At 45.9% G+C, this 22,290-nt stretch carries 22 protein-coding genes; all 22 read right to left on the bottom strand.

The window, feature by feature from the left end:
* Positions 1-19: 19 nt before the first annotated feature.
* Positions 20-1,102 carry a hypothetical protein gene (locus tag C3F13_12970; GenBank protein ID PWB51816.1) on the bottom strand — a complete coding sequence of 361 codons (1,083 nt, stop codon included), beginning with the start codon at positions 1,100-1,102 and terminating at the stop codon, positions 20-22.
* Positions 1,103-1,214: 112 nt separating this feature from the next.
* Positions 1,215-2,516: a hypothetical protein gene (locus C3F13_12965; GenBank protein PWB51815.1), complete on the bottom strand. Its 1,302-nt coding sequence runs from the start codon at positions 2,514-2,516 to the stop codon at positions 1,215-1,217.
* A gap of 73 nt (positions 2,517-2,589) precedes the next feature.
* Positions 2,590-3,837: a hypothetical protein gene (locus C3F13_12960; protein PWB51814.1), complete on the bottom strand. Its 1,248-nt coding sequence runs from the start codon at positions 3,835-3,837 to the stop codon at positions 2,590-2,592.
* A gap of 118 nt (positions 3,838-3,955) precedes the next feature.
* A complete protein-coding gene (locus tag C3F13_12955; protein ID PWB51813.1) occupies positions 3,956-6,334 on the bottom strand; it encodes a hypothetical protein in 2,379 nt (792 codons plus the stop codon).
* 162 nt (positions 6,335-6,496) lie between these two features.
* A complete protein-coding gene (locus C3F13_12950; GenBank protein PWB51812.1) occupies positions 6,497-7,546 on the bottom strand; it encodes a hypothetical protein in 1,050 nt (349 codons plus the stop codon).
* Between the two features lie 34 nt (positions 7,547-7,580).
* A complete protein-coding gene (locus C3F13_12945; GenBank protein ID PWB51811.1) occupies positions 7,581-8,870 on the bottom strand; it encodes a hypothetical protein in 1,290 nt (429 codons plus the stop codon).
* Positions 8,871-9,031: 161 nt separating this feature from the next.
* Positions 9,032-10,528 (bottom strand): hypothetical protein, encoded by a 1,497-nt coding sequence (locus C3F13_12940; protein ID PWB51810.1) that lies wholly within the window; start codon positions 10,526-10,528, stop codon positions 9,032-9,034.
* Positions 10,525-12,000, bottom strand: coding sequence for a hypothetical protein (locus C3F13_12935; protein PWB51809.1), 1,476 nt, complete (start codon positions 11,998-12,000; stop codon positions 10,525-10,527). Before C3F13_12935 ends, C3F13_12940 begins: the two co-directional genes overlap by 4 nt.
* Before the next feature lie 72 nt (positions 12,001-12,072).
* Positions 12,073-12,747 carry a UDP-phosphate galactose phosphotransferase gene (locus tag C3F13_12930; GenBank protein ID PWB51808.1) on the bottom strand — a complete coding sequence of 225 codons (675 nt, stop codon included), beginning with the start codon at positions 12,745-12,747 and terminating at the stop codon, positions 12,073-12,075.
* An 11-nt stretch (positions 12,748-12,758) separates the two neighbouring features.
* Positions 12,759-13,628 (bottom strand): hypothetical protein, encoded by an 870-nt coding sequence (locus C3F13_12925; GenBank protein ID PWB51807.1) that lies wholly within the window; start codon positions 13,626-13,628, stop codon positions 12,759-12,761.
* Between the two features lie 5 nt (positions 13,629-13,633).
* On the bottom strand, positions 13,634-14,752 hold the full coding sequence (locus C3F13_12920) for an aminotransferase DegT (GenBank protein ID PWB51806.1): 1,119 nt from the start codon (positions 14,750-14,752) through the stop codon (positions 13,634-13,636).
* On the bottom strand, positions 14,749-15,354 hold the full coding sequence (locus tag C3F13_12915) for an N-acetyltransferase (GenBank protein ID PWB51805.1): 606 nt from the start codon (positions 15,352-15,354) through the stop codon (positions 14,749-14,751). The genes C3F13_12920 and C3F13_12915 overlap by 4 nt, the downstream gene beginning before the upstream one ends.
* A gap of 2 nt (positions 15,355-15,356) precedes the next feature.
* Positions 15,357-16,400 carry an oxidoreductase gene (locus C3F13_12910; GenBank protein ID PWB51804.1) on the bottom strand — a complete coding sequence of 348 codons (1,044 nt, stop codon included), beginning with the start codon at positions 16,398-16,400 and terminating at the stop codon, positions 15,357-15,359.
* A gap of 12 nt (positions 16,401-16,412) precedes the next feature.
* Positions 16,413-17,942 (bottom strand): hypothetical protein, encoded by a 1,530-nt coding sequence (locus tag C3F13_12905; GenBank protein ID PWB51803.1) that lies wholly within the window; start codon positions 17,940-17,942, stop codon positions 16,413-16,415.
* Between the two features lie 292 nt (positions 17,943-18,234).
* Positions 18,235-18,555 carry a hypothetical protein gene (locus C3F13_12900; protein ID PWB51802.1) on the bottom strand — a complete coding sequence of 107 codons (321 nt, stop codon included), beginning with the start codon at positions 18,553-18,555 and terminating at the stop codon, positions 18,235-18,237.
* A gap of 409 nt (positions 18,556-18,964) precedes the next feature.
* Positions 18,965-19,492: a hypothetical protein gene (locus C3F13_12895; GenBank protein PWB51801.1), complete on the bottom strand. Its 528-nt coding sequence runs from the start codon at positions 19,490-19,492 to the stop codon at positions 18,965-18,967.
* Positions 19,489-19,725 (bottom strand): hypothetical protein, encoded by a 237-nt coding sequence (locus C3F13_12890; protein ID PWB51800.1) that lies wholly within the window; start codon positions 19,723-19,725, stop codon positions 19,489-19,491. The genes C3F13_12895 and C3F13_12890 overlap by 4 nt, the downstream gene beginning before the upstream one ends.
* 138 nt (positions 19,726-19,863) lie before the next feature.
* Complete coding sequence (locus tag C3F13_12885; GenBank protein PWB51799.1) at positions 19,864-20,061, bottom strand: hypothetical protein; 198 nt, start codon at positions 20,059-20,061, stop codon at positions 19,864-19,866.
* A gap of 48 nt (positions 20,062-20,109) precedes the next feature.
* Positions 20,110-20,328, bottom strand: coding sequence for a hypothetical protein (locus C3F13_12880; protein ID PWB51798.1), 219 nt, complete (start codon positions 20,326-20,328; stop codon positions 20,110-20,112).
* A 110-nt stretch (positions 20,329-20,438) separates the two neighbouring features.
* Positions 20,439-20,693 (bottom strand): GlsB/YeaQ/YmgE family stress response membrane protein, encoded by a 255-nt coding sequence (locus C3F13_12875; GenBank protein ID PWB51797.1) that lies wholly within the window; start codon positions 20,691-20,693, stop codon positions 20,439-20,441.
* Between the two features lie 207 nt (positions 20,694-20,900).
* Positions 20,901-21,329, bottom strand: coding sequence for a hypothetical protein (locus C3F13_12870; GenBank protein PWB51796.1), 429 nt, complete (start codon positions 21,327-21,329; stop codon positions 20,901-20,903).
* 198 nt (positions 21,330-21,527) lie between these two features.
* Positions 21,528-22,265 carry a hypothetical protein gene (locus tag C3F13_12865; protein PWB51795.1) on the bottom strand — a complete coding sequence of 246 codons (738 nt, stop codon included), beginning with the start codon at positions 22,263-22,265 and terminating at the stop codon, positions 21,528-21,530.
* Positions 22,266-22,290 lie beyond the last annotated feature (25 nt).

Here is a 22,290-nt window from a genome sequence, read left to right as displayed (position 1 = left end):
TTTTAAGGTTTATCCACAATTAACGCTTCACACCACGTATCAGCTGGCTGACGAATTTCCGATCCTTACCCCACGCGAAGGCAATGGCTTTACGAACCATCCATTTCGGTTTGAGGAGGAATATATTGTCGTAAGCTGGTGGAAAGGTGTGCATCGGACCGAAACCCAGTTTATAGCGTGCGATCCCTTTTTCCTTACAATCCGGTGGTTCTCGGTCTTGCAACAGCGCATCTGCGACGATGGGTGATATTCCTCCCAGATCGCAATAATGGTAACCCTGTTCCTTGCCCCAGAGCATAGCATGCCAGAAGAGCAAATCGTTGGGTCGTTTTTCAGGATAAAGGCGGGTCGAGCCTGCCCAGGCATACACCACCCACTGACCGAAGTAGATCGCCATCAAGCCGGCCAACAACTCTTCCTCAAAGTATGCCAGCCAAAGCTTCATGTTGCCACCTGGAGCTAATTGGTGCCAGGCCTCCTCGTAATAGCATTGGTCGTAGTGGACAAATTCACTGCGTGATTCGGTCATTTGCTTAAGCTGGCAGAAAGCCGGCAGATCAGCTGAACTACCTTCCTTGATTATTACACCCCTGGCTTGGGCTGCGCGTATATTCTGGCGGGTCGTCCGTTTCATGTGGCTGAGCAGCTCGTCTTCTGATTGGGTCAGGTCGATGACCACCGTACAAGGTGGAATAACGTAATAGCTGCTTACCTTGTAGCTATTTTTTATAAGGATGTCTAAATATGTTTGTGTGTCAACCGGTGGCTGAATGCTGACCAGAAAGATTGCTTCTCTCCTGGCAAGGGTACTGATTTCATCAAGAATCAGCTGAATCACTTGCGGATGATCTGGATGTACCACAGGGCCTTTGGAGATATAACCGATATGCCCCCAGATCGGAAGATGACGTGTCAGGATTTGTGCTCCGCCAACTATCTGGTCAGTATCCTTGATCAGGATGCGTATCACTTGCCAACCAAACCTGGCCTTGAGCTGCCCCCACAGGCTGCTTTGTGTGTAATGACCAGCTGGATGCGCGGATAAAAAGCTATCCCATTCAGCATCTTGGCTTGCTTGTAAAATAACGGTGCTATTCAACATGTCCCTTAGTGTAGTACCAATCCTGGGTAAACTTCTGGCTCGCCTGTGAATTCTCGAGCAACCTTTGTGTTCTTTAACAATTCCTTAAGATATGTTTAAGAAAAGACCAGATTCAGCTTCCGATTAGCCGGAGACCAAAATCCCATAGAGTCAGAGCATCAATGTCTCCAGTTATCGCCAGTGCACTTTTCGCGCCGTTTGGCCAGCGCCAGAGCCTGACAAGCGGTTGCAGAGAGGAATCAATCGCGGCAACGATTGATCGTTCTTGAGAATGATCAAACGATTCCTGGTCGAAATACAGCGAGTACTGCTCGCGGCGTGGGTTGAATTCAATGATCAAGCCTTGCTGACGGAGAAAATTTGCCAATACCTGAGAAGTATTCGGTGATAGGCCAATGATCGGACGCACAGAAGATCGGACCGTAAAATCGATAGAATTTACCGATCGATAATTGTCGAAGAATACCTCTGTTGGGGCGTTAGCCTCGACCGAACGGACGAGCACAGTCGCACTTACCGGGCTTTTTATCCTCACTTTGTATTGATTGTTTGACAACTCGATTAACTCAATGTATGCAGCTGATAGATTTCGCCACCAGGCAGCAATTTCACTTAGCTTTGCAATCCATATCTTCGGCGAAAGGCTTTGTGCCCGAGATAACAACGCTAAAAGAGCCTCGACACACAAGGAGGTTCGTTCAGGATGTACCTGGAGGGTGAACAACTCCCCTCGCTGATAAGTTTGGGTCAGGATATTCTGCCAGGCATTTTCCACATCAGCGTGTGACAGGTTGAGCCTATCAAATAACATTTCATCATCAGGGAGTGACACCGGTATATCGACCAGACCATAGATTTGGTAGGGTAAGGATAAGCGAGCGTCCGCCAGCCAGGGTTGATAATAGGCGACTGCATGACCAAAATTGGCAGTTTGAGAGGCGGTAAGGGAGGTAGCATCAATAATATCCCAGAGAATGGGTTGGTTGCTGGAAAAAGAAAACCCGGTCGTCTCTAGAGCTTTTGAAATGTCAGAGCTACGGCTTAAATATGGAGAGCGAAATCCTGTGGTTGTTAGCCCGGTGTTGGAAAAAACCTGGCGGGCCTTGTGTAGCTGGTCAACGATCTTATCTGGATCCAGGGAAGAGAAATCTTTGTGCGTATAGCCATGAACGCAAAACTCGACGGGTGCTTGTTGAAAGGCCTGGATGGAATCAGGGTATCTTTTCAAAGCAACTGCTGTTAAAGGGAAACTCGCACCACACTGGTATTGTTGGAGAATACCAATGAACTGGCGTAAAGAATTCTCCATCTTAACAGGAGAGAAGCCGTAGCGCTGGGAGATAGAGCGTATACGGTTATTGAATGCAGGCAACCCCTTTGCTCTAATAGCATATGATAGATGGTTTGATGGCATAAGTGGCAAAAGGTGAATGATCTATTGTGTTCAGGCGACAGAAAAATCGGACGAGACGAGAAAAACTACGATGTTAGCTCGAACTGCGCACTGACTTCTGTAGAGTATTAAAGGTCTCCAGTAGCAGAACCGCTGTGGAATGGATGTCAAAACCTGTCAAGATGGTTTGGCGCCCGGCAGCGCCTAACCTCATTCTCAACCCTGGGTCACCGATCAATCGCTGGATTGCGTCTGCGAGCGCATTAGGATCCCTTTCGGGCACCAACAATCCATTCAGACGATCCTGGATCAATTCGGTGTTCCCGGTCACAGGTGTGGTGATGACTGGTAGCTGCATTGCCATTGCTTCGAGGAGGACATTCGGCATGCCATCCCGGTCGCCTGATTTCGCCACCACACAGGGCAAGACGAAAATATCACTCATTTGATAGTAGGCAATGATGTCGGTAATATTCTTTGCTCCGTCCATTGAGATACTGCCATCTTGGCTGGTTTCTCTGATCATCGCGTTAATTCGCTGGTCAGGTCCTTCTCCCACGATGCGGCAACGGTAGGGTATACCTCTATCGCCGAGCATCTTGCAAGCTTCAATTAGATACTCGAAACCTTTCTTTTCAACCAGCCTGCCAACAGAAATAATCTGAACTGTCTGGTTATTTGGAACAGGGTTTGTTCGAATAAAATCATTCGGATCCAGGCCGTAATGGACAATCCGGATATCGAGAAGATGATTCTGCACAAGCGAAGTCAGGAACTGGCGATGGTATTCTGAAACGGTGATGACGCATGTTGCCAGTTGTATCTGCCGCCTGACACATTCTGGGTTGCGTCGGAAGATATCCCAGGCATGCGCATGCAGGCTGATGGGGAGGCCGAGAAGGTCTGCTGCCACCTGAGCTGCTACGGCATTCAACCATACGAAGTGAGCATGAATATGATCTACCTGCATATCTTTGAGGAGCCAGGCAAAATACACAGATTTTGGAAAGAGAAACAGCGCCATCACCAATGATTTTAATTCATGCGAAGTCTGCCAGGCTAACCGCCGAAGTGCACTAATATACCTTCGAGGGGATCTAATAAGAAAATAGATTTGAGCGAAAATTAGTTTCAACGATAAGAAAAAAGCACTGTAGTGTGCATGAGGGAGTAAAGTCTGCACCTGTGGATGCATTGTGGTGGTGGGCGGGGGAGACATGATCGAAAATATCTCGACATCCACGCCTTTTTCACGCAGCGCACACATCTCGCGCAAGATGAATGTCTCCGACAAGCGTGGAAAGCGTGACAAGTAATAAGCTACCTTGAATGGTTTATTCATCTAGCAACCATTGAACGCGAAAGGAGGAAATGTGAGGCAGAAAAACTGGCTTCACCGCTGATGACTCACAATAAATTTAGGATATTCGCTTTACAGGGTTTGGTGCTATTCTTATCAATCAAGGCTGAAGGACGGGTAGATAAACCGCTTCGGTATTGGCGTATAGATATCCCTTGCGATACACCAGACCCTCGATGGTCGTATCGATGGTCACGGTATTCACAATGAACTTTGGCGAGCGAGTGTTTACTGTCACCTGATAGGAAATATCAACGCTCAGAGATTCTGATAAGCTGCCACTCCACTGAATCACACCATGTCGTTCTGTCACTGTTCCTGCGCTGGCGAAGAGCGTACCAGGTATATAGCTGATCCCTGAAGGGATGGTATCTACAAGGGTCACCGTATCGAATATCGGTGTCAGGCTCGACACATGAATATTAAAGGTGGCGACATCACCCTGCTGAACTGTATTTGGTGATCCAAAGATATGGCTGTTCCCAAACGAGTTCGGATCGGAATAGGTTCCGGTCCGCATCAGGTCGTGACGTGCAGTTGGCCAGGGAAGGCGAGCTGGATAAGTCGGGTTGGAAGTATCCCAAGAGAACACCTGCCCGGTAATGGTGGCAGCAAGGATATCCAGGTTGCCATCGCCATCCAAATCAGCCAGGGTCGGCGCTGCATCCATGCCTGGGGTGGGTATGGGTAATGGAAAGCCAGATGTTACCGTGCCATTTGCTTCTAGCGACCATAATCCGACAGGACCATCCCAATCAGTACCAGCAACAGGCACATGGGTTCCAAAGACTACCTCCAGAGCAATATCACCATCCACATCACCGATGACAGGCTCAGTAGCGAACAGGGTTGCTCCTTGTGTGTAATTGAATTCCCATAAGACATTCTTTTGCAAATCGTATGCACGAATCCATCCGTCGGTGGTCGTGGCAATGATCTCTGGCAAGCCATCTGCATTTATATCACCGATAGCAGGGGATTTCTGAGGTAAATCCTCCTGGGTCAGGATACCAGTTCCCAGGGCAGGCATCTCCCAGCCAGACATGCGCGTGCCATCTGAATTAAGCACCAACAGGGCAGTATTTTGTGCCTCGGTGATGTTACCTGGACCGGTGACATTCCCGATGACAATAAACTCAGAAGTTCTATTCCCATCGAGATCGGCTAAGACGGGAGCACTTCTCCCAAAGACAATGCGTTGATCAGTTTGATAATCACCCTCATTGCCATTGAGATAGGTTTCGATCGGCCAGCCATTCAGGGTATAGCCATAGCCATTATAGGCATTGAGACGGTGATGGTCGCGTGCGGTGATGACATCCGCTCGTCCATCATCGTTTATGTCGCCAGCAGCAATCGCACCATAAAAACCAGCGGCGGTGAGCTTGCTGGGCCACAGGCCATTTACAAGGGTACCATTTACTCGCCATGCATATAAATTCACAGGATAGATGCCCGCATTGGGATTGCCTGAAGCATTGTTGGTCGTACTGGCGAGAATTTCTAATTGTTGGTTACCATCGACATCCGCCATGACTACTGAGGTGATCTTGCAGTCGTTGTTTGAGTAGTATGGATTCCAATCAACAGCGATAGGCCATCCGCTGAGCAACGAACCGTCATCCTGCCAGGCATACACACGGCATTGACCTTCAGGAGGGTTTGCCGTACGAGTGCCTGCAACGATTTCCATCCGATCGTCTCCATCCAGGTCACCTACAGCCAGGTGGTTGTAGATATAACGGTCGCTAGTAGGTAATGGATAACCAGGCAGGATGTTCCCGGTGCGGGTCCAGCCATTGACCGCATCATCCGCCCCAATCAACAACTCATTGCTGCCATCATTATTGATATCAGCAACGGATGGGGAGGACATATAAACCCAACCCGATGACACCACTGGAAATCCGCTTGAAAACGGAAATAATGCCAGATTTCCTTGGTCTAGCATGAAATCATCGAACCAGAATGTTCCGGTGGTATCCGTGTAGAGATATAAGCGAATCTTTATTTTGGCGGTATTGGGTAGAGTCTGGAAGCGGTAATTGACCTGAAACCACCCATTGGTTCCACTGCCAACGTTTGAATAGACCATCTGCCTGGGACCGGTCTGCGCTTCCCCGTTCGTATACTGATAAATTACCACCGAGGGATTCTTACTGGCTGATTCACTCCGTAGCCAGAAAGAGAATGTATAAATTGAAGATGCTTGGATAGGAATGTACCCTGACCATAGACTTGACGTTTCATCGCCACCATTGCGGTAGATACGGGCTGAATGGGCACCACTATGTGCCGTCCCGTCCCAAGTCCAATTTCCACCCGACCAAATCCATCCATTGTAGGGATCCGTTGGATTTAATTCAAAGCCGGCGTTTGGAATACTAATACTCTCAGGCTGACTGATGTCCGCCCCCAATACCGCACCCTGGGGTAACAAGAAGAAAAAGATTACTGTCAGCCACAGAACCCTTTTCACATTTCTCTCCGCAAACAAAGTTATTAATACTTACCAATAAATCATTTATTCTTGTCAATTCTACCATCTCAATAACTTCGTGCGGATTGGAGGACCTTACAGTTTTGTTAGGTGTGGTTTGTTTAGTTTAAGGAGAAATAATCATCAGAGGTGTGAGCTTAGTTAATTGCCTCCGTTACGGGCTTGAACCTGTATGATTTCAACATTGGTCGGATACATGTTTGAATAGCGGGGTTTGATTAAAAAACCACGTACTGCGCTGATTGTGATGCCAGTATGAGCAATGAGACTGACGATCGTTTTTCGCAGGCTACGCTTTTTGATCAAATATACGGCTAAAAAGAGTACTTCGATCAGCAGCCAGGTGGTGAGGTAAATAATTTTACCTGTGAATAGGGTAAGTAAAAGTGTAAGAAGGGTTATCAACACCAAGGCAAGGTACACCAAAAATGCCCCACGTTCCTTCAAGTAAGTCCAAAATAAAGGCGTACCCCAATAATAACGCGGCACCTGGCCGAAGCCAAGCCACATATCCAATTTTAACCGGCGCAAGCTGTAAGCCATTGATTGAGGTGGGACGCAATAATGCTTGCTCATTAAGTAGGGTAATTGAATTACTTTATATCCAGCTTTCCGAATACCCAGGCTGATATAAACACTTTCTTCTCCCCGAATGTACGGCTGGAAGCCTCCCATGGCTTGAATAGCAGAGCGGCGGTACAGCGCAGCCCCGCCTACATATCTGACTTCTTGAATCCTATCTTGCAAGTCGCGGTGAATGTCCTGCTCACCAACGACCTGACCATTTTTCGAATAAATGTTCCGGTAGTATCCTCCTACTGCACCAACCTGTGGATGGTCAAGTAAATACGTGGTCGAACGATCCACCCATTCTGGGTCTAGCTCCATGTCACCATCCATGTGCAGAACTAAATCGCCGTGTGAGTAATGCATGCCGATGTGGCGCCCGGCAGGCACCGAAAGAAACCAGGAAGGATCCAGGCGGACAATACCAATAGGATAGTGCTTTGCGATCTCGACTGTCTCATCTGTGGAAGCTGAATCGACCAACAATATCTCAGCTTGCGGCCAGTTTTTCGTTGCTGAAAGGACTGATTCTATTGTACGGGCGATATTCCTGGCTTCATTTCTGGCGATGATAATGATGGATAATGCCGTCTCAGCGTGTTGATTATCGAATATTGTGCACATAAACAATATTGAGTAGATACAGAAAAATTTTCGATTAAGAAAACATACCTACCGGTATTCCATGTGGCGATTCTCGTTCGCTGCGATACAGCTTGTAAATCGGCCTGCCATCACTCATCCGGTCTATTAAGATGGATCGGTCAAGCATCGAATTGGCCAAGATGAATTGAACAAACTCTTCCGGAGAAAAATTTTGATATGCGCCTTCCATCTGTGACTCGTCCGGGAGGTGTGATTCGAAGTACATCTCGTCCATGTGTAAATTATTCAACAAATCGACCAGGCGCTCAAAATCTCCTTGAGTTTTCAGAAAATGGTGGAAGATGTTTAATGCCAGTACAATATTAAAGTGATTATCCCTGATCTCAAGATTATCCAGTATAGAGTTACTGAAAACTTTGAAGTGGCGATTCTCAGCTCGCTTCAAGCGTTGCAAAAAGTAGACAGTCTGTTGATCATTCTCGATGGCAACGCAATCAAATCCCAGGTCTTCAAAGCAATGACAGAAGTATCCCAGGCAAGCACCAATATCCAACATGCTCCCGTTAGTAAATGAAGTACTACTTTTGATAATCTGGAAACGGTTTTGACTTTCGTGCGAAGAAGGTATATCAGTTAAATCCAGGTGCGTAGCCGGTTGGTAAAGCTTGTTATTTTTTGAGATTTTCGAATCCCTGGCATACAGCACCAATTCTTCACGAAAGTCGATCCATTCTTTATGCCGGACAGCAATTTTGACAGGGATTGAAGGCAGGCCCAATAATTTAGCAATTATAAGGCGATGTGCACCATCACTGAATAGAAAGTCACCATCCCGGCCGATGCTTATTGCTATTTCCTCCTCGGCTTGCATGGGGTCATTGATCAGTTTTTCGGCGAATAACTCTTTTTGAGATTTATAACCTTTTTGCTGGATATCTATATAAAGAGCTTCAATCGCATAGCAATGTTTGATTAAGTCTTTTTCATTACGGCAAGCGTAATGGATGCGGCCATGTTGAATATCTTTGAGAATGCGTTGAAAGAAAATAGTATCACTCCACTGTTTGCCATCAACACAGACTTGTTTTATGGCGAGGTAGATATCCAGGTCTTCGATTCTCTTATCAAGGCGATCCCAATCACCAGCAAGCACATGGCCTTTAAAATAATTAAAGTTAAATTCTTGCAGCGACGAAAATACTATCTTGTCCGGGGACACATAATAAATCCGATCAGCATCAATATAGCGTTCTCGTTCACCTTGTAAACTACGTAACTGTGTTTCCAATCCCCAGCGATTTTTCCAATAAAAATACTTGAGCGGGTGCCAGATTGTCAACACCAGCTTCTCCAACGACGGAAAGGTACGCAACCTTGAGCGGAGAATATATCGGATATTCATCCACCAAATTTTCTTCGGTTTCTGAGGTTCACTCCGTTGAACCGGCACAGCTTCGTTCATATTTTTATTTAATCAGGTGAGCAGCATAAATAGGAGAACGGTTATTCTTTAATATCGAACACAACTGTCGAAGGCTGTCCAGGGGGAGAATCTTTGGAGAATGAAAGTAGGCGTTTAAAAAGCAATCGGTCTTCGTTCGAGAAAGCACGCAGGATCAATAACAAGGCAAGATAAATGACTACTGCGCCAGCAATGAGGAAAAATAGGTTGAGCACTGGTGTACAAATCCAGACATAAGCACCCATTAAAGAAGATGCCAGGATGAATCGCCAGCTAATTTGGAGCAGGGGTAGCGGTGACTTATCTCGGGCAACGAAGAAGATTGACAACACAGAATAGCTGAAGTTGCCGAGTATAAGGGCAATTGCTGCACCATTCCAGTCATAAATCGGTATCAGAACCACAGCCGAAACGACTTGAATGATCTCTGAAGCGAATTGTATGCGGAAAACAATGTGCTGCTCGCCGCGAACATACAGCATCCTATATAGGATCATGTTGCAAAAAGCGAGGGGTAAATACCAGGCGAGAAGCTGTAATGTAAATATTGAACCTTCAAAGCCAGGCCCGTAGAACAATGGAATTATCAGACTGGCTGTGAGGCAAATACCGACCGCCAGTGGGAAGGCCAAGGCCATCAGGTACTTGAGTGACCTGTTTTGTAAGTCAACTGCCCTGCTGCGTGATTCCTGATATGTTGAACTTAATACAGGGAAAATTGCCGTGGCATAACTGGTTGGAAGCATTGCCCAGACTGTGACCAGCTTTAGGGCTGCGCTGTAGAATCCGACCTGTGTCTCTCCACCGATCAAGGAGAGGACGATCACTTCTGATTGTGAAAAAAGCATATTTAATATCGTGGTGCCAGCGAAATACTTCAGCTCGAGAACCATCTTAGTCAGAAATGGAAAATTAAACTCCCAGCGAGGCGCGAGGATGAAACGCCGCAGAAAAATAAAATTTAACAGCAAGGAAAGATAACTGAATCCAGCATAGATGATGATCAGGCTGGTTACACCGTATCCGAGATATAAAGCTAGAAGGCTGATAAGTATTCTCCCAAAAATTACCACGAGGCTGGTAAAAGAGATGAATTTGGCTTTCTGATGGGAGATGAACATCGTGAAAAGCACAACATTCATGGCTTCAGGGAAAATTGCCAGAGAAATTAGGTATAAACCAATCTCCGTCTGTGGCAGGTAGCCCAAGAAGGGTACTAAAAGATCCAGGCCGATGGTGAGGATCAACGCAATCGCGGCGGAAATCAAGCCTCCATGAATCAGGTAACGATTAGTCTGGGAGAGATCCTTTGACAGCTCCCTGGGTATATAAGGGTTTACTACGGCACAACCGAGGATCACAGTGTGGAATATTGCGATCACGGTCGAATAAATCCCCAACCCTTCAGCTTGGAGCAGACGCGAGAGATAGAAAAACAGGATGATATTGCCAACCAATTGTCCTGCGCTGGCAATCGTCAGGGCAAGGGTGTTATTAAAAATTCGATTGGCTAAATTCAGGTTTTTTAATCCCATCAAAGTTTTGTTACAGATATTTTAGACGGATGCATATTATCCAGGCTGGCAATGAGAGCAATGAGCAACCAAACAATGATCATCTTTGGTCGAGCAATGAAAGGATCGACCAGCATCTGAATATAAATTGCCAGTAGAGCGCAGCCTAAACCGAGCGCCATTAATGAAACAAACCTGTCATGCGAAAAGATGTTTTTCCATGCGTGTAAGAGAGGTGTAAATAGAAAAATTAGATAAAAAATCAAGCCAATTAGACCTGTTTCTGCCCAGGCGAGTAGATAAGCATTATGGACGGATGAATCTATGATATATCCCAGGCGCCCAACATCGGTTGAGTAATACGCTGGTGCAATCAAGGCATAATTATTGGCGCCAACTCCTATAAAGAAGTGAGTAGGCGAGGAGCGGATCACGTTCCAGGCTAATTTTGCCATAACCAAACGGCTGGCGGCAGAGCCACTGTCATTGGCGGTCAGGCGTTGAGAAATCACGGGATAGAACAGCCCACTGATCAGGATGAGTGCGAGAAAAAGCCAAATCACAGCTTTACGTGACACCAATCCTTGTTGTGTTCCGATCAAAATAAAGGCTAAGAACGCTACGATGAAGCCTCCCCAAGCTGCTCGACCGGCTGTGCTGATTAAGGCGACACAACCGCACACGAAGCAGATTACCGCGAACACCTTTTGAGTGCGCCTAGGAAAGAGCCAGAACATCGCGCAGGTGAGTGCTAAGTATCCAGTAATTACGACCCCAGCAGAATTTGCTGTTCCTAACGTCCCCGCCGCACGGTGGCTGTCTGGATCAATGATGGCATTTATCCCAGCCACAGAAAAACTCCACCCCGTCTGCCATTGAAGCACCATCAAAATACTCTCAGCTAATAATGCCCCCATAAAAACGAGCATAAAGAACTGAAGATCAGATTTTGTCCGCAGGTGATTGGCAACATAGAAATAAATCAGGAACAGCTCAATGAGCATCATGATCTTGAAGAAAGCCAGCTGCGTATCCTGAGCTTGTGTGATGGAGAGAAGCGAGATGACAATTAAACCAATCGCTGGGATGGTGATGCTTGGGAAGTAGCGAATAGGATAACGAACCATGCCGCGCCGGCCCACCAGCCATAATAAATAACCGGCTATCACGATGATCATGATGAGTGATATACGGAGCTCGGTTAAGGCAACTATGGTTCTCCCGCTCGCAATATTAGCCACATTACGCGCTAAAGGGCTGATAATGATAGATATATCTAAATTTAGCGGTATCCCTACGGCGATGATAAATAAAATCAATCTTTCAAGGTTGTTGATTAGAATGGCGAGAGTAAAAATGAAGGGAATAACAAGGATGAGTTTTTGAAAAGCAGACGGGACTGGTAGATAGGGTGATAACACCACCAGAGCACCAAAGACCAGGCTTAATAAAATCGCTATAGCCAATTCTAAAACAGAACGTTCTGGGGAGACCAATTTCCATCCCCAGAACGGTCTATATTGGAGCAGTTTTTTGCTAAAAATTTTTATCCTATCCTGCTTCCCATATCAGGCTGCGCCTTTTCCAGTCAGGGCAGAGATGAAAGTCCACCACATTATTTTAAGATCCAGGGATAAGCTTTGTTTTTCGATATATTCAATATCATTTCGAACCAGGTGGGCAAAATCAATACTGCTCCTTCCACGCACCTGTGCCAGACCGGTAATCCCCGGCAATACCTCCATGCGCTCATAATGCCATGGACGGTAAGCTTCAACTTCCCAGAGCACATTCGGCCGTGGACCAACAATACTCATCTCACCTTTTAGGACATTGATGATCTGGGGTAGCTCATCCAAACTGAGTTTGCGTAACAGCCTGCCAAATGGGAAAAAGGCCTGATCGCTGGCTGGCTTGAATGTCTTGCGACCATCTTCAAGGGTGATGATTTCGGACCTGACATATGCTCTCATATAGTCTTGGACGTGGCGTTGATCAATATCGGTCCTCATTGTGCGAAATTTATACATTTTGAATAGCCGCCCACCCTTACCTAAACGTTCCTGGACAAATAAGATAGGACCGGGAGAATCAAGCAAAATGGCGATGGCGCAGAATAACATGATCGGTATTATGACCGGTAGCATTGCCAGGCAGACGCCAATATCAATCAAGCGCTTTATCTTGTGATAAATACCAGAGCGGGGCATCAGGCGAGGTTGCTTAATGATTACATAGTCCATAGAATACCTTCTTAACTTGAATGATCCAGTGGTTTTCGCTTGACAAACAGCTGTTCGGGCTTAATAAATAGCTCGGATCCCAATGAGCCTTGCAGCTCCATGGTAGCTTTATCCATCAACCCTTCCAGTGTAAAACTATCCTCGGGAAGCGAGGCAGTGCCGATTTTGATCTCAACCCCTACCTGGTCAGCGACTTGTTTACGAATCCGTTCAGTCAAACCAGGCAGGTCTTCTGGTTTGGTTTCCGGTAATACCACCACAAAGTGGTTGTTGGTTTGAACAACGATGTCACAATCTTCGAGTTTTTCACATAAGGTACGACTGACACTTGTCACAGTGAACTGCCGAAGGATACTCTGCTGAGCATCTTTAACCATGCGGTCCAGGGAACCATCGATCGTGGATTCATTGATTGCGATGGCCATGATCGCCAATGGACGCTGGTGGTTTCGAGCACGCCTGACTTCACGATAGAGAATACTCTGCCCTTCTTCTGCTGTTTCAATGACTTTCTGTGAATGACCAAATGTCAGATCAGCGACGGCATTTTCGAATTCATGAACTGGCTCACGCACCCAGATCAGGATGAGTGAAGTAAACACGATACTGCAGGTTTCAATTACCGCGGTGGGGAGGGCAATCCCGAGAAGGGGCTCACCGAGCAAGCCTTTTATGCTTAAATAAGTTACGGGTGGGATGGCCAGCAACCAACCTCTCTTCACCTTGCTCAAGTGAGGAACTGCAAAAAAGATGACAACCAGAACCAGTGTATATAAGTAAACTAAGGGACTCAGGCTGATAAGCTTCGAAAAATGAGCCAGTAGATATAAGCCTATCAGCCAGATCGCTAACACCAAAGCTCGAACGCGTAATTGCTTCATTAATATTATCCCGTCAGGTTAGTGCGCAAATCCGACTGTCTGCCAGCAGATAAACAAAATTGATTTACTGATTCGACGATCTTCTCCAAATCCGCACGACTTAAAGAAGGATGCACTGGTAAGGAAAGCACCTCTCCAGCTGCACGTTCAGCTTCAGGAAATACACCGGCATATCCTAATGCTTCAGCATAAAAAAACTGCTGATGCACTGGCACTGGATAATATATTTCTGAGCCTACGCCATTTGTCTGAAGGAAAGCACGCAATTCATCCCTTTTACCGCCAGGGACACGAATCGTGTACTGGTGAAAGACATGCTGACAGCCTTGAGGGATCACGGGAGTGCTCACACCCTGCAGATGCTGACTTAGATAGCTGGCGTTCATACGGCGGATATCGTTGTTGGCCGCTAATTTTTTAAGTTGCTCTATGCCGATTGCTGCGTGAACATCTGTCATGCGGAAGTTAAAGCCTAGCTCATCATGATAGTAACGCCGACGCATGCCATGCTGACGTATCACCTGGCAATGTTCAGCGATCCCATCATGATTGGTCGTGATCATGCCACCTTCAGCGGATGTCATATTCTTGGTTGGATAGAAAGAGAACGTGCCAATACCAAACGAACCAACCCGCTTGTCCTTGTACATTGCGCCATGGCTTTGGCAGGCGTCTTCGATCACGGATAGGCCGTACTTCTCGGCAACTTCCATGATCGGATCCATATCGCAACTTAATCCAAAAAGGTGGACAGGCAGAATTGCTTTGGTGTGCGAGGTTATCGCGGCTTCAATCTTGGTTGGGTCCAGATTATATGTTTCAGGGTCAATATCAACGAAAACCGGCCGCGCCCCAGTATAAAGAATACTGTTCGCTGAAGCTATAAAGGTAAAGGGAGAGGTGATTACTTGATCACTTGCTCCGACGCCAGCTGCGAGAAGGGCGATGTGTAGAGCGGTTGTCCCGGAAGTAGTAGCAACGGCATACTTCACACCACACATCCTCGCGAAAGATTCCTCGAATGCTTTTACCCGAGGTCCCTGGGCGATCATCCCAGAATCGAGCACTTCCAGGACTGCTTTTTTCTCTTCCTCACCGATAAGCGGCTTGGCGATGTTGATCATCGGACTAACTCCCAAGCTGCCATGGGAATACTCAGCTTTATACCGCAAGCAGGGCAGACCGCCTGCTGAGAACCGTCTTCGATAGCAACTTTTTCAAGCTGAGTGCCGCAGGGGCAAACGAAACCATGCAGTCGGGCTGGATTACCCCATGCCAATCCGTAATTTGGGATGTCTCTGGTGATGACGCTTCCACATCCAATCATAGACCATTCACCGATCGTGACCCCGCATCGGATGGTTGAATTTGCTCCTAAGGCAGCACCTTTTTGAACCAGGGTGGTTGTCAGGATCCAATCATCAGCATCCTTCAACGAGCCATCAGGATTAATGGCGCGGGGTTTCAAATCATTTGTAAAGCACACATGTGGACCGATAAATACACCATCTTCAATGGTTACACCGTGATAGACAGAAGTGTAATTCTGGATTTTTACATTATTACCTATCTTTACGCCGGCATCAATGTAAACCCCCTTCCCAATAATGCAATTCTGACCGAGGACAACATCCTCTCGAATTTGCGCCTGGTGCCAAATGCAGGTTGAATCGCCGATCACAGCCCTGGGAGATACATCAGCAGTTGGGTGGATGCGGATCTTCATAATTAGTGGGCGGCAACCCGGTCAGGTAGGAGAGAATTGATGGAAAATTGATTGAGTTGTTCGCTGGCAAGCATGCTTATGTTTTGCGCCATGCGTAAAGCCTTGAGACCGTCATGGATAGATACGCGTGGGGGCCGATTTTGCTTGATACATTCCAGAAAACTCCTTATCTCAGCTGATAGAGGTTCAGTATTCGGTACCAGTATACGCTCGATAATACTTTCCTGGTGGTAGCTGACCCCATTCCTGGTTTTCCCTAAAAATTCTCCAGTTGAGCCTCGATGGATGGAAATGCTCTTGTTCATAAAGTCAACTTCAATGAAGCAATCCTCGCAAGTTACATCAACCGAGCGGATTTTCTGCTCAGTGACACGCGATGCTGTTAACGTTACCAGAGGCCCGTTGGCGAAAAAAAGCTGGGCAACCACGTGGTCGAGGCTGGAGCTAAAAGGCATTAATCCATTGGCGTATGTAAACTCTGGGTCCCTTCCGGTAATATCGTAAGCAAGATCCAGGTCATGCACCATCAGGTCGAGTACCACATCAACATCGGTATTACTCACCCGATACGGACTCAAACGGCGGAAATTGATGGCGATCACACTCGACCTATCCAGTACTTTCTTCAATTCGACATATGCAGGATTAAAGCGCTCAATATGCCCGATAAGGCAGACCGAGCCACAATTATCTGCCAGGCTGGTTAAAGCTTCGGCATCTTTGATATTGTCCGTGACAGGTTTTTCAAGCAACACATGGATCCGTCTCTCCAGGCACTGGCTTGCAATTGCGTAGTGAGTTGGGGTTGGTGTTGCAATGGTTAATGCATCCACTTGATCCAAAAGATCTTCTAATCGAGAATATCCCTCAACCTCATATTTTTCAGCAGTATCCTTCGTCGTATGAGTATCTATGTCATATACACCGACAAGGCGAGCATCCTTTTGATTTGAATATACTCGGCAGTGATGCTGCCCCATGCGACCCAAACCAATCACCCCGATTTTTACCTGTCCATCCAATTTACCCTCCGATGTTTGTCTCATTGGTATTGGGTTTTATGAATATTTATATTTCGTATAATTGTAGCTGCGCGAATGCTTAACATCATTCACCACGACACCAATAATGCGAGTATTTAAATCTGCCAAAGCCTTGTGCGTCTCGCGCAGGTCATCTTCCTTGCAATAAAACTGGCGGGTAACCAGAACGATTCCATCCACAATGGTGGCAAGTGCCATTGCATCACCGACAGGTAGGAGTGCGGGTGTGTCGAGCAATACATAATCAAAATTTTGGGTTAATTGCTCAAGAACTGATTTCATCTGGGCTGATGCTAAAAGCTCCATTGGATTGGGGACAACTGACCCGCTGGTTAATATCCAGGTATTCGGATTACGGTTTTTCTTGATGACATCCATCAATCTGGCTTGATGAGTCAATAATGTACTTAACCCTTGTGCGTTCGGTAAGTTGAATATTTTGTGCTGAGTAGGCAAGCGCATGTCGCAGTCTACAAGGAGGACATTCTGACCTGCTCTGCCGATAGCTATTGCCAGGTTAGCGACGATGGTCGATTTTCCCTCACCCGGGACTGCACTCGTGAATAGAAGGCTTTTCATCGGATGACCACCCGAGTTGATTTGCGCAATCTTTGTTTGCAATTTTTGGAATGAGCTCTTAAATGCAGGGCGGTTTAGTGGGACTTTTTTCTTGAATAATCCAGTGAAACCTTTGGTTTTTATTGATGGGATTTTTTCGATGACATCTAGCTCAGTTACAGCTTCGATCTGATCAAGAGTATATAGCCGGGGATTGAGATTTTCAATGAGGAAGACTAAACCCACACCGAGGACCAGACCGATGATCACGCCGAGGGTAATATTCATCAGGAGTTGGGGCTGGGATGGTTTTAAGGGAAGGACCGCAGGGTCAATCAAGGTTATGGTATTCGCCCTGATCGCCTCCTTGACCCGAGCAGCCTCATATTGATCCAAAAGTGTCTCGTAGGTCTTTTCTTTTAAATCCGCGATCATACTGGCTTTTGAAATTGCCTCGGTATCTGCGGGTGATTTTGCGACAGAGGCTTCATAATCAGCACGCGCCTGGTTTAGGTCACTCTCAGCCATACTCAACTGTTCAGCCAGGATTTCAGTAGTGCTCTTCACTCCCCCAGCATATAGTTTTTGGCTCTGTTCGATCAAGATTTCTGCAAGTGTATTTGCTGCATTTTGGGCGATGATCGGATCGGGGCTTTTAACTAAGATTTGAATGAGCTCGGTTGAGCTTATTGTCGATACTTTTACCTCTGGGATGGTCTGCAGGTTGAGCTTATTTGCCAGCTCCTGTAGAACAGGTCCACTGGATGCTATCTTCGTATACGTATTCATTAACCGTTCAGCATAAGCGTAATCCGCTGAGGAAAGTGAGCCTGTGGAAGCTGTTGCCACGCGTAAAGTGGACGTAGCTGAATAGATCGGTGTGATGAGTAAGGTCCCTAACGTGACAACGATCAAGGTAACCACAAGGGTGGTCACGATGATCCATTTGTTCCCCCACAAAATCGTTAAATAATACTTAATATCCATAAAACCTTTTTATACTATCAACTGTGAAGTAATGAACCAACGATTATGTTAGGATAATTGCTTAATTTATGCTCCGCCATTCCGACATCGTATTTGTTATCGGAATGCGAATGTATCTGCGATCAGTCAGCTTACGTCATTTACCTGGTTTACCCAGACTGGTTTTGCTCAGCATCCTGTTTCACTTCGCAGCGAAATCAGAAACGCAGGATTGACAAAATTTCCTGCTTTTCCCCTGATTTCTCACCAGTGATACCATTAATTAAGTCTTGAGCCGATCTTCGTCATCTCTTCAAAGAAAACGATAACTATTAAATTTCACTGCAATACCACAGGTTCCGTCATTCTGTGGTTCGACTCGAACTACAACACCATTGGTGGCGATTTTCGGAGTGTCTCTTTCGATAGATTCAGCCGTGAGTAGCACGGTTACAGATAGTTTTGAGCCACTTTCAATATAACGATTTGCCTTCATATAGAGCCCACTGGCACTCAGGTTAGCCAACCGAGCGTTTTCGTTATACCGGTTACCGTCTGCATCAATTCCCTCAACAAGTGCAGGGTAAACGCAGCTGACGCGTGGCTTAATCCTTCGATCTGCGTTATTGTTCATATGGCACCTGACATTATCATAAAAATACCATCGATGATCCGTTCGCGACCACAGGGCGATTACTAATCAATAATATATTAGAGAATGATTAAATACACATCGTTGAATTATCCAAATGTGTGTATACCAAATAGACTATTTTTCATGAGTGTATTTTGAGCAGGTTCCGACTATTTGACAGGCACATTTGTGCCATAAACGACGATATTTTAATATTTGCTATTAATGTTTTGAGATTTATGTTTCTACACAATCTAATAATCAGACAGACATGATTCCCTGAAGTTTCTCATCGATTTAAATACGAAAAGCCTGCATCTTGGAATATTCCCATCGATGCAGGCTTTAGCTCATCAAGCTTCAGATCATGGTGTTATTAGATATGCCAGGATCATGAAGGCTCGGTTTTTTAAAGCTTTAGCAAGTGCTCAAGCAAAATACGGTAATTTAGTAAGGTCATACGCAACTCCTCTGTCGTAATATCATCATGGTTGATCCACTGTTGGTTTAAAGACTCTTGATGGTCAGACAGCATCTGCGAGAAGCGCTCCATTACCTCGCCTATCAAAGCATCACCTTGTTCGACTGCTGTGCAAGGTGATTCGACGAACTGTATCTGTATGGTATTCCAGCGTGATCGCATTTCATCCGCATCAGCTTTTAAGAACCATGTTTCTTCGGCGTGAGGTTCTTCTTGCTTCTGCTTGGGTGGCACTGCCTGCTCAGCACCAAACATAGCATTTATTGTGGGCTGATTTTGAATAGCTCCTCTGATATGTCCTTCTGAGCGAGTGATTGGAATTGAAGTCTGAGGTGTGTTCATTTGACCAGGCATATCCGATGGTTCGTTCATCCTATTCTGATTGATGGACGAAGCAGGTTCTTGTGGAGTAGAAATATCCTCGCGCGGATCGTCTGGGATTTCATTCGGTTTCATTTTACTGCCTCCATGCTAGATTCTTTTTGATGGGCAATGCCGACCAATTCGTCAAACAACGTACGGAAGTTTACCATTGCTTGCCTACGCTCTTCAGTTGAAGCGCCTCCATCTCGTTTTTTGATTAGGATAGCTTGTGCGTCTCGGTAACCAGGCACAAGGTTTGGGTAGATAACTGACAGATCAGCGGATCTCTGCTCGAAGTCTGCCACTGGAAAACCGCGGGCAATCATCACTTCTGTCACCAATCGATTGGCCTGCTCAACAGCTTCAGAAGGATCATCGACGATTTTTGATTGGATAGATTTCCATTCATCATGATATTTTCTATTTACTTCGTCCCCCAGTGGATGGATATCTAGTTTTACTACTCATTTTTCTCTGTCCTTCAAATCGGCTTCAGCTTGGCGGCGATCACCAAGTTTTTGAACAGTGTAATCGTACTCCGGACCAAACTTGCTTTTAAGTCGCTGGCTACGGCCTCTTAGTATCAAGAATGCAAGTATCACCACGACCACAAGAACAACCAGGACTACAATCAATACAGGTATTAAAGTTTGTATATTCATGGATTACCTCCTATTATCGATAAACGGAAATGTCGATAGGTCGATCAATTACTCTCCCACATGATGCTCGTGGTGTTGGAGTAACCAGTCATTAATCTCAATTTCCGCTTGTTGTTTTCCATAACCATAACGCTTCCGAAGGATATTTATCAGCTCTTCTTGAGAACCGATAATATGAGTAAGATCATCTTCGGTGATTTTCCCCCAATGTTTGCGTACATCCGGTTTGAGTATCGACCATTTTGTTTTAATATTATCAAGTGCCATAGCCAAATCAAACCTCCATTGTTGCTCTGCCAACCGAGGTCCTCGGTTGGCAGAGCCATTGAATATCCTGAGATGTCGAATACCTTGTGATTTCTCTCAACCCATCCGATCTAAAAAACTCGGCGGAATAACCTTAGGATCGCCAGTAATATGATCGCCCCTAGTAATGTGACGATCATCGTCGGTATCGTGATAGCTTGATTGATGGTACCAACTTTAAAGATAGGGCTTAGCAGATAGCCTGCCACGAACGCCCCGATGACTGCCACAACGATATTGATCAGAAGGTTTGATCGGTCATGCATCAAATCTGTGGCAATCCATCCAATTACAGCAGCGACAAGTAAATATATGATAATGTTCATTATTTTCTCCTTTCAATCCACCCCTGTTCAATCTGCTTACATACCCACTATATCTCCGTATATTATTGGTGGCAATCAGTGGGGGGATGATTTTATCGTCAGCCGATTGTGAGTATGTTTGTAATGATTTATCCTACAAATACACATGTCTAACAGTCTGTCTGAATTCTTAGCGTTTCGATTTATTACTTACCAAAAGATCCACTGCTATGATTGAGTCTGATGTTTCCTGGAACGATCTTCATGCTTGCGGGTGCGAGTGACTTCTATTTTTGAACCGCGTGGTCGGTACAAGACGATCCAGGTTAACCTTTGGAGAAACCATCCGACCAAGCCATAGACCAGCATAGCGATAAGAGTCGATATCTCCAGAATCATGCCGTCAGCTGAAGGGGTAGCAGTTAACCCTGCAAATGGCGTGAGGAGCAAATCGGTGACTGCATAGATGAATACCGCAATCGGGCTGTGTGGATTGGCTGCTATCAACTTTAGCAGGAAACGCAATGCGAGTAGTGCCTCAAGTATGGAAACAAGCAACGCCACCACTTGCGTGGCTATTTGGGCTCTACTCCGGTGGGTTAAGTCAGGTTCCCACTCTTCTGACCTTATTTCAGAAACTTGATTTGTTTCAGCCATCGTTGCTTCCTTTCTTTACAATCAACCCCCAGGTAAGCAGGGGCTGAGAACAAACCCCTGCTTAGATATAAACCTGTAATAAGCTGGTCGATATTTACGATTTACCTGACCCCAAATTTGAGTATTTCACTTCATTTTGCCTAGCCTGTAGTTTATGCAAGGCAAAACATTGGTATTAAGTGAAGTTCAATTTACTTGTTATTGAAACCAGGCAGGTCTTCGTTTTGGTTGTTTATATTCAATCCTCGGAAGCTGATATGACAGGTCTTTCATATTGGACCGCATCCGCTGACGAAAATCCTTTGCAGCCTTACTTGAGGCAGCTTCGTCAACCTTGTCTCTTACAGACTCAACTGCTTGCTGGGTCGAGTGATAGAGCCTGGTATCTGCGACTTGCTTTCTAAGCTCTTTCCCACTGCGATTCCAGGTAAGGAAGATCAACGCGGATGAAGTTAATGCAGCAATTCCTAAACCCACTAACGCTCCAATGTGAGCCTTTCCGTTCGCTTTTGATTCAACCATAGGTGATGAAATTGCCTTCAAGGAGCTGGCGATCACACCTCTGCGGTTTTCATTGCGAGCAATATCTGCCAGAGAGACGATCCCCTGCAATTGGCCATCTTCCACAATCGGTAGACGCCTTATCTGATGCTTTGCCATCGTCCTGGCTACTCTTGCCATCGACCAATCTGGATTACCAACAATCAACTTATCACACATGATATCCCTTACTTGGAGTGTATGGGGATCGCTGTGGTTTGTCAGAGTGTGGAGTGCCAGGTCTCGATCCGTGACAATTCCACGTAGTTTTCCTTGTTCAACGACAAGCACATCTCCAATGTCTCTGTCCAACATAATTGAAGCTGCATGGGCGGCATTGTCATCGGGTGAGCAGGTGGCTAGTGATTGGGTCATAACTTCATATGCTTTAGACATTCTTATCTCCTTTTCTGAACTATGA

Source organism: Anaerolineales bacterium (assembly GCA_003105035.1).
Classification (GTDB): Bacteria; Chloroflexota; Anaerolineae; order Anaerolineales; family UBA4823; genus FEB-25.
The sequence above is the reverse complement of the archived record's forward strand: the minus strand, read 5'-3'. Positions and strand labels throughout refer to the sequence as shown.

Coding starts and splice junctions, on each gene's coding strand:
- C3F13_12870 (PWB51796.1), bottom strand. CDS start 21,329: ATGGCTGAAACAAATCAAGTTTCTGAAATAAGGTCAGAAGAGTGGGAA.
- C3F13_12920 (PWB51806.1), bottom strand. CDS start 14,752: ATGATCAACATCGCCAAGCCGCTTATCGGTGAGGAAGAGAAAAAAGCA.
- C3F13_12970 (PWB51816.1), bottom strand. CDS start 1,102: ATGTTGAATAGCACCGTTATTTTACAAGCAAGCCAAGATGCTGAATGG.
- C3F13_12865 (PWB51795.1), bottom strand. CDS start 22,265: ATGTCTAAAGCATATGAAGTTATGACCCAATCACTAGCCACCTGCTCA.
- C3F13_12890 (PWB51800.1), bottom strand. CDS start 19,725: ATGATTGCCCGCGGTTTTCCAGTGGCAGACTTCGAGCAGAGATCCGCT.
- C3F13_12925 (PWB51807.1), bottom strand. CDS start 13,628: ATGAAGCAATTACGCGTTCGAGCTTTGGTGTTAGCGATCTGGCTGATA.
- C3F13_12965 (PWB51815.1), bottom strand. CDS start 2,516: ATGCCATCAAACCATCTATCATATGCTATTAGAGCAAAGGGGTTGCCT.
- C3F13_12885 (PWB51799.1), bottom strand. CDS start 20,061: ATGAATATACAAACTTTAATACCTGTATTGATTGTAGTCCTGGTTGTT.
- C3F13_12875 (PWB51797.1), bottom strand. CDS start 20,693: ATGAACATTATCATATATTTACTTGTCGCTGCTGTAATTGGATGGATT.
- C3F13_12895 (PWB51801.1), bottom strand. CDS start 19,492: ATGAAACCGAATGAAATCCCAGACGATCCGCGCGAGGATATTTCTACT.
- C3F13_12905 (PWB51803.1), bottom strand. CDS start 17,942: ATGGATATTAAGTATTATTTAACGATTTTGTGGGGGAACAAATGGATC.
- C3F13_12910 (PWB51804.1), bottom strand. CDS start 16,400: ATGAGACAAACATCGGAGGGTAAATTGGATGGACAGGTAAAAATCGGG.
- C3F13_12915 (PWB51805.1), bottom strand. CDS start 15,354: ATGAAGATCCGCATCCACCCAACTGCTGATGTATCTCCCAGGGCTGTG.
- C3F13_12960 (PWB51814.1), bottom strand. CDS start 3,837: ATGAATAAACCATTCAAGGTAGCTTATTACTTGTCACGCTTTCCACGC.
- C3F13_12900 (PWB51802.1), bottom strand. CDS start 18,555: ATGAACAATAACGCAGATCGAAGGATTAAGCCACGCGTCAGCTGCGTT.
- C3F13_12930 (PWB51808.1), bottom strand. CDS start 12,747: ATGGACTATGTAATCATTAAGCAACCTCGCCTGATGCCCCGCTCTGGT.
- C3F13_12880 (PWB51798.1), bottom strand. CDS start 20,328: ATGGCACTTGATAATATTAAAACAAAATGGTCGATACTCAAACCGGAT.
- C3F13_12950 (PWB51812.1), bottom strand. CDS start 7,546: ATGTGCACAATATTCGATAATCAACACGCTGAGACGGCATTATCCATC.